Genomic DNA, 9,124 nt, shown 5'->3' with positions numbered 1-9,124 from the left:
TTTCTGGCTTTGCGCAAACTGCGCCTCCAGCTTTTTCAGATCGCTGGCATCGGACAGAACGGCGGTCACGCCGGATTCTTCGCTGCGCCGAAGCGTGACCTGAACGAAATGCTCGGGACCGGCAGAGCGGCTGCGCAGAACCTCGGGTCCGCCGACAAGCCGTCCGGTCGCAACATCCGCCACCCAATCGCAGAGCGGGCGGCCCGGCCCCTCGAGCAAGGTCGCAAGCGATTTTCCGTCGATCTGGCCGCCCAACAGCTCCCTTGCCGCACTGTTGGCACGGACGATCACCCCGGCCGGGTCCAGCAGCAGCAAGGCCACGGGCAATTCATCGAAATGGTCTTGCCGCGCCGGGGGCGCGATCTGCGGCGCGGGCGAAACCTGCGGCAGATCCGCGGCCTGCCAGATCAGCACCTGACTGCCGGGTCTGCGCGTGACCTTGTATCTGCCCATAGTGCCCAGATCGACCGATGTGCTGCCCTTGCGATCCAGCGCCAGCAGAACGGAATGCCAGAAGCGGTCGGGATCGGCATGGGCGGTGGCGAGGCGCTGCCGCAGATCATGACCGAGCAGATCACCGGATTCCTGTAAAAAAATACTGTTCTGCCCCAGAATTTCCCCCTGCGCCGAACTGGTGAAGGCGGCGCGGTCGGAAATCTCAAGCTGCTGCCCGATTTCCTTCACGTCGCGGCGCAGCGCGATGCCTTGGGTCAAGGCGCGCAAGGCGATCGCGCCACCCAGCAGATACCAGGCCAGCGCGACGGTCGCCACGACCAGAACCGCCGTCCCCTGCGGATGGCCGGGCGTGATCGCGATCAGGAGGGCGCCGATCAATGCGGGCAGGGCCAGCAGGGGCACATAGGCCAGTGCGGATGCGGGAATCGCCCTCATCGCCTTGAAGTTCATGCGCAGCCCCTTGCAGATCGTCCTGATGGAAAACCTAGCCGATGATCCGTTAACAGCCGGTTAACGCTTGCGGAGCAAGGCCAGATAAAACCCGTCCGACGCATTCAGCGGCGTGAAACGCTGCGTCGAAATCTGTTCGAACTCCGGTCGCGCGGCAAGGAAACGCGCGATCTGATCGCCGTTTTCCTCTGCCAGCAGCGAGCAGGTCATATAGGCGACATGCCCCCCCGGACGGACGAGATCCGCGGCACGCCCCAAAATGGCGGCCTGGGTTTCGACAAGCCTGCCCAGATCATCCTGCGTCAACCGCCATTTCGCCGCCGGAGTCCGCCGCCAGGTCCCCGATCCCGAACAGGGAACATCTGCGATGACCAGATCCCATTCCCGGTTCAGGGCAGAAGCACCGGCGATGCGGATCCGTGCCTTTGCCCGGGCCGCGCGGGTGGGCAGATCCGCCATGCGCGCCGAGTCGATATCATGGGCGGTGATGTGTTTCGCGCCGCGCCCGGCCATCGCCAGGGATTTGCCGCCCCCACCAGCGCAAAGATCCAGAATCCGGCCTTCCAACGGCAGCGCCGCACAGGCAAGCTGCGCGGAAAGATCCTGCAGTTCGACCAGACCATCCAGATAGGCGCGACTGTTCGCGAGCCGCCTTTCGCCCTGCGTGATCCGCAAGGCGTAAGGCAGCAGGTCCGAGGGTTCGACCAGGATGTCCTCCTCGATCAGCGCCCCCATCGCATCCTGCACATTCGCCTGCATCGCATTGACCCGCAGCCAGACCGGGGCGCGTTCCCGCATCGCCTGCGCGATGCGATCCGCATCCGCGCCAAGCGCCGCCTGCCAGCGCCCAAGCAGCCAGTCGGGAAGGTCGCAAGCCTCTGACGGCGTTGGCGTATGCCCTGCCGATATCTCGTCAATCGTGAGGGGCGCGGGGGCAAAGCCTTCGCCGTTAAAGAACATCGCGGGATTCTGGCCAAGCTCCCGGCATGCGCCCAGCATGATGCTCCGGCCGGTCATCGCCCCGCCCAAAGCCGCGCGGGACCGCAGGCGACGCAGGCTGTCATAGACCAGATCGCGCACCCCGGCACGGTCGCCGGAACCCGCGAACCGGCTGCCCCTGGCCCAACGGGTCAGCGCCGCCTCGGCCGGTTCACCGGCAAGAAAGCGGTCCAGAATATCAATGGCGGCGGCAAATCGGGCAGCAGGGGTCACGGCGTTTCGCTTGCGTCAGGAAGATGGCGCCACAAGAATGTCCGGCAGGCAAAAGTCAACCCCGCAGCCCTAGGGTCCCCCGCGCCACAGCGACCCCGGCGCGGCCGTGCCGCCGCCCGTCGGTTGGGCCGCGCTGACCACGATCATCGGCCCCCGCGTTCCATGGATCGGAGAGGCACGCGCCCCCCCCATCACCGCCAGCGAGCCATGCGCCCCGTCCACGCCGCTGCCAAGCGGGGCGCCAAGTATCGTCACCCGTTCACGCATCATGCGCCTGCGGCCCGGCTGGCTGTCGACGGCGGCAAAGGTGTTGTAGGTTTCGGGCGAACCCGTCATCCCCATGAAACCGCGATCATTGTGCAAGGCCCGCAACGTGTCGAAACGGGCCAGATAGCGGTTGGCATATTGCGGCGTGCGGGAATGAAACGCCCCCGCCGCCACCCGCCAATCGCCGAATTCGGTGTAAAGTTCGGACACGAAACGCGCCGCATAGCGGGCGTTTTCCAATGGGTCGAACATCTGCCGGACCGAGCTGAAATTTTCGCCATGCCAGCGGTAATTCAGCTGAAAACAACCGATATCAATATTCGGGCGCCCCTGATCGACGCGGGACTGGGCAAAGGCGATGGCGCTTTCGGGGTCGTCGAACCAACTGCCCGCACCTTCGGCATTCGCGCTCCACGCCCAGGGGCGGACGACGCCGTCGATGCGCCGGCCGGTTTCGGTCAGGGTCAGCGCGGCCAGAATATCGGCGGGCACGCCGCTTTCGCGCGCGACCTGCTGCACCGCCCATTCGCACACCTCGGCCTGCGGGCTGGCGGCAAGGCGCAGGGGCAGCCCGGCCATCAGCAAAGCCGCCAGAAAAAGAAAAAGGGACCGGGTCATGTCAGGCCGTGGAATGGAAACATTCCCTGACCTTTACCCCGGTCCCCTTAAGATTTCGTATGCACCCTAGCCCAGACGGTAATTCGGGCTTTCGCGGGTGATCTGCACGTCATGGACATGGCTTTCCTTGAGCCCGGCCCCGGTGATACGGACGAACTGGCAGTTCTTGCGCATTTCCTCGACCGTGGCGCAGCCGGTATAGCCCATTGCCGCGCGCAGTCCGCCGACCAACTGGTGAATCACCGCCGCGGCAGAGCCCTTGTAAGGCACCTGCCCCTCGATCCCTTCGGGAACCAGCTTGTCGCTGGCCGCATCCTTTTGGAAATAACGGTCGGCCGAGCCGCGCGCCATCGCGCCAAGCGACCCCATGCCGCGATAGGATTTGAAGCTGCGGCCCTGATACAGGATCACCTCTCCGGGGGACTCATCGGTGCCTGCGATGGCCGAACCGACCATGGCGCAGCTCGCGCCCGCCGCGATCGCCTTGGCGAAATCGCCGGAATATTTGATGCCGCCATCCGCGATGATCGGCACGCCGCCGGCACCCGAAACCGCATCCATGATCGCCGTCAACTGGGGCACGCCGACGCCCGCCACGATCCGCGTCGTGCAGATCGAACCCGGCCCGATGCCGACCTTGACCGCATCCGCGCCCGCGTCGATCAGCGCCCGCGCGCCCTCTGCCGTCGCGACGTTGCCCGCAACGACCTGCACCGAATTCGAGAAATTCTTGATCCGGCTGACCGCGCGGCCAACGCCTTCGGAATGGCCATGCGCGGTGTCGATGACGACCAGATCGACGCCTGCCTCGATCAGGGCCTGGCTGCGTTCGTAGCCTTCGTCCCCGACGGTCGAGGCCGCCGCGACCCGCAGCCGGCCCAGATCGTCCTTGCAGGCCAGGGGGTTCAGCACCGACATTTCGGTGTCCTTGAGCGTCAGGAGGCCGGTCAGCTTGCCGTTGCCATCGGTGATCAGCAGCTTTTCGATGCGACGCGCCTTCATCAGGCTGATCGCCTCGGCGCGATCGGCGGGTTCGCGCAGGATCGCCAGATTGTCCGAGGTCATCATGACGCTGACCGGGGTGCGGTCGTCGCTGGCGAAACGCATGTCGCGGTTCGTCACGATGCCCAGCACCCGACCACCCGCATCGACCACCGGAAAGCCCGAGACATTATAGCGGTCCTGGAGTGCCTTGGCATCGGCCAGCGTCTGTTCGGGGGTCAGAGTGATCGGGTTGTAGACGATGCCCGATTCAAAGCGCTTGACCCGGCTGACTTCGGCGGCCTGCTGTTCGGTGGTCAGGTTGCGGTGGATCACGCCGATCCCGCCCGCCTGCGCCATGGCAATCGCCATGCGGCTTTCGGTGACGGTATCCATCGCCGAAGACAAAAGGGGAATGTTCATCCGGATCTGGCGCGTGACATGGGTCACCACATCCGCCGTCGAGGGCATGACAGTAGATGCCGCAGGAACCAGAAGAACATCGTCGAAGGTCAAAGCCTCGCGAATCTGCATGGAGTCATCCTGATCAGGGGTTCGTTTGGCAGTTTCCCATTTCATGCGACGCGGCAATTGTCCATAGCGCCCGTGCCGATCTGCGACCGAAACGGCAGCCGGGGCGGGCGCGCCCGCATCTGAAAATCGCCCATGTCATTCCGGCGGCAACACGCAACGCGTGTGTTTTCCACATCGCTGCGGCAGCGTTAACCCAACGTCAGTTGCGGTTTCGACACGGGAAACGTCACGCCGTTCACGAAAACGTCACGTCAGGATTGTGTGTTGATTGACCTAGACAAGGGTTCTGCCGCACCTTTGAAACCATGACACTAAAAGCCCTTGACGGGCGTCAGGGAGGGAAAAATGAAAAAGACGATGACAGCGGTCGGGACGATCCTCGCGCTTGGCAGCGGCGCCGCTTTCGCGGGCGGGATCGAGCGTGCGCCGCAATCCTTGGGCATCCTGTTCGAGGAAGGGAATTATGCGGAACTCAGCTTTGGCGGCGCTTCGCCGAGCGTGTCGGGGCGCGATGTCCTGGGCTATGAGACGGGCAATGTCGCCTCGGGCTATGGCTTCTTCGGGCTGGCCTACAAGCACCAGTTCAACCAGAATCTGTCGGGCGCCTTCATCATCGAACAGCCCTTTGGCGCCGATCTGAACTATGCGACCGTGGCGAATGGCGGATCGGTGATGCTGGGGGGCACGGCCGTCACCGTCGATTCGACAACCTATACGGCGCTGCTGCGTTACAAGTTCGACAACAATTTTTCGGTCCATGGCGGTATCCGCGGCTCTCGCGCCAGCGGGAATGTGACGCTGAACGGCTGCGCCTACAGCAGCCCGCTGGCGCCCGTGCCCTGCACCGGCGGTGTGATGGGTTACAATGTCGACACCGACACATCCTGGGGCATGGGCTGGGTCGCGGGCGTCGCCTATGAGATCCCGGATATCGCGGCGCGGATCTCGCTGACCTACAATTCGCCGATCGAGCATGATTTCGACACCAAGGAATCCATCAACGGCATGCCGCTTGGCCCGGATACGGAAACCACGGTCAAGACGCCGCGTTCCTGGACGCTGGAGGGGCAGACAGGCATCGCGGCTGACACGCTGCTGTTCGGCTCGATCCGTTGGGTGAACTGGTCGGAATTCCGCGTCGATCCGCCGATCTTCGTTGGTTTCGTCCCGACGGGCCTGGTCGAGCTGGAGGATACCACCACCTATACCATCGGCGTGGGTCGCAAGTTCACCGACAACTGGTCGGGTTCGGCCTCGTTCACCTATGAACCCACGGGCAATGATCTGGTGTCGCCGCTGGCCCCGACGAATGGCCGCAAAAGCATCACGCTGGCCGCGATCTATACGATGGACAACATCAAGATCACGACGGGCATCAACTATACCAAACTGGGCAATGCCAAGCCCGAAACCGGGACCCCGGACGTGCAGCGCGCCAGCATGCGCGACAACGACCTGTGGGGCGCGGGCGTCAAGATCGGCTATTCGTTCTGATCCCATCCTGCCCGGACGCGAAAGGCCCCCGAAAACCGGGGGCTTTTCATCTGCGCGCCTGATGCCCGGCGGAACTGCCGCATGGGTATTTGGATGATGAAGAAAATCAGGCGCCGAGCGCAGGGACCAGCGCGGTGAAATGTTCGCCGCGCTTTTCAAAATTGGGGTATTGGTCGAAACTGGCCGCCGCCGGGGCCAGCAGGACGGTATCGCCGGGCTGCGCCTCGGTCGCGGCGCGGGCGACGGCTTCCTCCATCGTTTCGACCACCTCATGCGGGGTCTGGCCGATCTGCAGGGCGAAATCGCGGGCGGAATGGCCGATCAGATAGGCTTTCGCGACATGGCCCAGATGGGGCAGCAGCGCTTCGATCCCGCCATCCTTGCCCATCCCGCCCGCGATCCAGCGGATATTTCTGAAGGCGGTCAGGGCCTTGGCCGCGCTGTCGACATTCGTGGCCTTGCTGTCATTGACCCAACGCACGCCGTTGATTTCGGCGACGGTCTGGCTGCGATGCGGCAGGCCGCCGAAGCTGTGGAACGCGGCCTCGATCTCTCGGGGGGGGATGCCCACGGCGCGGCAGGCGGCATAGGCGGCGCAGGCGTTCTGGTGATTGTGTTCGCCCGGCAGCCCCGTCACCTCGCGCAGATCGAGCGAGGCGATCTGACGGCCCTTGCGATATTCGGCCAGAAAGCCCTTGCGCGCGAAAACCGACCAGCCGAAACGTTCCAGTTTCGTCCCCGAGGACACCCGGATCACCCGGTCATCGGTCGCGCCAAAGGAAAGCTGATCGGCCAGATACTGCCCCTCGATCTCGTCCACGCCGATCACGGCGCGGTCGGGGCCACCTTCGGCGAACAGGCGGCGCTTGGCCGCGAAATAGCCGCCCATGCCGTTGTGGCGGTCCAGGTGGTCGGGCGACAGGTTGGTGAACACCGCGACATCCGGGGTCAGCGCGCGGGCCAGATCGGTCTGATAGCTGGACAGTTCCAGCACCACGACCTCGCCGTCCCGCGCGGGTTCCAGCGACAACACGCCGGTACCGATATTGCCGCCCATCTGGGTCGGGCGACCGGCTTCGGTCAGGATATGGTGGATCAGCGCGGTCGTGGTCGATTTGCCATTCGATCCGGTGACCGCGATGACGCGCGGAAAGCTGTCGAAAGCGTCCCAGTCCCGCGTCGCAAAGCTGCGGAAGAACAGCCCGATATCATTGTCCACCGGCACGCCAAGCGCATAGGCCCTGGCGATTACCGGGTGGGGTTTGGGATAGAGATGCGGGATGCCGGGGCTGGTGATCAGCGCGGCGATCCCGTCCCAGTTCTGGTCGCGGGTCAGGTCCAGCACGGTCAGGCCATCCGCCTCGGCCTGCGCGCGGGTATCGGTGCCGTCGTCCCAGACCACGACATGCGCCCTGCCTGCGCGCAGGGCCGCAGCGGTCGCCCGGCCCGAACGGCCAAGGCCGAGGACAGCGATGGTCTGGTTTTCGACACCTTGGACGGGGATCATGGTGCAGTCACTCCCAACACGCGAAGAACCCTTTCGATGAGCTCTTTCGAGGCATCAATCCCCGACGCCAGAACGACAGTCAAGATGACACCAAGCGACATTGCCGGCAGCGCAAGAGACAGGAAAGGCCGTTCCCTGCTGAAGATGCGCAAGGCCCACGATATCCATGGCCCGAAGGATGAAGGGACCGGCTGACCCGCCGCCAGTATCGCCGCATTGACCGCGCCCGCGAACACGACGATGCCCCACAGGACACCGCCCAACGCCCCGCCAAGAAAGATCAGCGCCACGCCAAGGGAAACGACGAACGTGTAGAACCCGGCAAAGGAGAGGGGTCCGGCCACGGCATCCAGAACCGGGCCGATCACAAGCGGCAGCAGAACCAGCCCCAAAAGCCCCCCGCCCAGCAAGAACACGCTGCGCACAACGCGGGCCGCCGCGTCGTCCCAACCTTTGAAATATGCCTCTGCCGCCTTTTCGCGCGGAAGGGCATGCGCGTGGTGGTCGTCCCTCATCGATCTCAGCGGATCTTCAGCGTCGCCAGCCCGATCAGCGCCAGGATCAGCGCGATGATCCAGAAGCGGATGACGATCTGCGCCTCGCCCCAGCCCTTTTTCTCGAAATGGTGGTGGATCGGGGCCATCAGGAAGACGCGCTTGCCGGTGCGTTTGAAATAGAGGACCTGAATGATCACCGACAGGGCCTCGACCACGAACAACCCTCCGACGATGGCCAGAACGATTTCGTGCTTGGTCGCGACCGCGATGGCGCCAAGCGCGCCGCCAAGCGCCAGCGACCCGGTATCGCCCATGAAGACCGCAGCCGGGGGCGCGTTATACCACAGAAAGCCCAGCCCCCCGCCGATCAGGGCGGCGACGAACACCGCCAGCTCACCCGTGCCGGGGACCAGATGGACGCCCAGATAATTCGCGAAATTCGCGTTGCCGACCATATAGGCGATCACCGCGAATGTCGCGGCGGCGATCATCACCGGCATGATCGCCAGCCCGTCCAGACCATCTGTCAGGTTCACCGCATTGGCCGCGCCGACGATCACCAGCATGGCAAAGGGGATATAGAACCAGCCCAGATTGATCAGCGCATTCTTGAAAAAGGGCAGCGCCAGATCATTGGTCAGGGCCTCGGGGTGCATGATGGTCGCGGCAATGGCGGCCAGCGCGGCGATCGCCAGACCGATCGCCATCCTGATCCGGCCCGAGAGACCCGCGTGATGCTGTTTCGTCACCTTGGCATAGTCATCGGCGAAACCGATTGCGGCAAAGCCCAGGGTCACCAGCAGCACCATCCAGACATAGCCGTTATCCAGCCGCGCCCACAGCAGCGTGCCCACCGTCAGCGCCGCCAGGATCAGCAGCCCCCCCATGGTCGGCGTGCCCGCCTTGCTGAAATGGTTCTGCGGGCCGTCATCGCGGATCGGCTGGCCCTTTTTCTGCTTGCGCCGCAAAAGGTCGATCAGCGGGCGGCCAAAGATAAAACCGAAAATCAGCGCGGTGAAAAAGGCGCCGCCAGCGCGAAAGGTGATATAGCGGAACAGGTTGAAGACGTCGCCGCCGTCCGACAGGCTGGTGAGCCAGTAAAGCATCG

General features: G+C 64.2%; 8 protein-coding genes. 1 reads left to right on the top strand and 7 read right to left on the bottom strand.

What is annotated here, in order from left to right; translation table 11 throughout:
* From PE067_RS17915 to guaB, 4 genes are all read right to left on the bottom strand, one after another.
* Nucleotides 1–906 (bottom strand): PAS domain-containing protein (locus PE067_RS17915; RefSeq protein WP_276191058.1); only part of this gene is annotated, 906 nt, incomplete at its 3' end.
* A 60-nt stretch (nt 907–966) separates the two neighbouring features.
* A complete protein-coding gene (locus PE067_RS17910; protein WP_276191057.1) occupies nt 967–2,118 on the bottom strand; it encodes an RsmB/NOP family class I SAM-dependent RNA methyltransferase in 1,152 nt (383 codons plus the stop codon).
* A gap of 69 nt (nt 2,119–2,187) precedes the next feature.
* Complete coding sequence (locus tag PE067_RS17905) at nt 2,188–3,003, bottom strand: hypothetical protein (RefSeq protein ID WP_276191056.1); 816 nt, start codon at nt 3,001–3,003, stop codon at nt 2,188–2,190.
* 66 nt (nt 3,004–3,069) lie between these two features.
* A complete protein-coding gene (gene guaB, locus PE067_RS17900; RefSeq protein ID WP_276191055.1) occupies nt 3,070–4,518 on the bottom strand; it encodes an IMP dehydrogenase in 1,449 nt (482 codons plus the stop codon).
* A gap of 357 nt (nt 4,519–4,875) precedes the next feature.
* Between guaB and PE067_RS17895 the strand changes: the two genes are divergently transcribed.
* Entirely contained in the window at nt 4,876–6,012 is a 1,137-nt protein-coding gene (locus PE067_RS17895; protein WP_276191054.1) for an outer membrane protein transport protein, read from the top strand.
* 106 nt (nt 6,013–6,118) lie between these two features.
* Here PE067_RS17895 and murD read toward each other — a convergent pair whose 3' ends face one another.
* From murD to mraY, 3 genes are all read right to left on the bottom strand, one after another.
* Entirely contained in the window at nt 6,119–7,519 is a 1,401-nt protein-coding gene (murD, locus tag PE067_RS17890; protein WP_276191053.1) for a UDP-N-acetylmuramoyl-L-alanine--D-glutamate ligase, read from the bottom strand.
* The gene (locus PE067_RS17885) at nt 7,516–7,911 is read right to left on the bottom strand and encodes a hypothetical protein (protein WP_276191051.1); all 396 of its coding nucleotides are present in this window, start codon (nt 7,909–7,911) and stop codon (nt 7,516–7,518) included. Before PE067_RS17885 ends, murD begins: the two co-directional genes overlap by 4 nt.
* A 128-nt stretch (nt 7,912–8,039) precedes the next feature.
* The gene (gene mraY / locus PE067_RS17880; RefSeq protein WP_276191050.1) at nt 8,040–9,122 is read right to left on the bottom strand and encodes a phospho-N-acetylmuramoyl-pentapeptide-transferase; all 1,083 of its coding nucleotides are present in this window, start codon (nt 9,120–9,122) and stop codon (nt 8,040–8,042) included.
* Nucleotides 9,123–9,124: the final 2 nt, after the last annotated feature.

Source organism: Paracoccus sp. DMF-8, assembly GCF_029309835.1.
Taxonomy (GTDB): domain Bacteria; phylum Pseudomonadota; class Alphaproteobacteria; order Rhodobacterales; family Rhodobacteraceae; genus Paracoccus.
The sequence above is the reverse complement of the archived record's forward strand: the minus strand, read 5'-3'. Positions and strand labels throughout refer to the sequence as shown.

Coding starts and splice junctions, on each gene's coding strand:
- guaB (WP_276191055.1), bottom strand. CDS start 4,518: ATGCAGATTCGCGAGGCTTTGACCTTCGACGATGTTCTTCTGGTTCCT.
- murD (WP_276191053.1), bottom strand. CDS start 7,519: ATGATCCCCGTCCAAGGTGTCGAAAACCAGACCATCGCTGTCCTCGGC.
- PE067_RS17895 (WP_276191054.1), top strand. CDS start 4,876: ATGACAGCGGTCGGGACGATCCTCGCGCTTGGCAGCGGCGCCGCTTTC.
- mraY (WP_276191050.1), bottom strand. CDS start 9,122: ATGCTTTACTGGCTCACCAGCCTGTCGGACGGCGGCGACGTCTTCAAC.
- PE067_RS17905 (WP_276191056.1), bottom strand. CDS start 3,003: ATGACCCGGTCCCTTTTTCTTTTTCTGGCGGCTTTGCTGATGGCCGGG.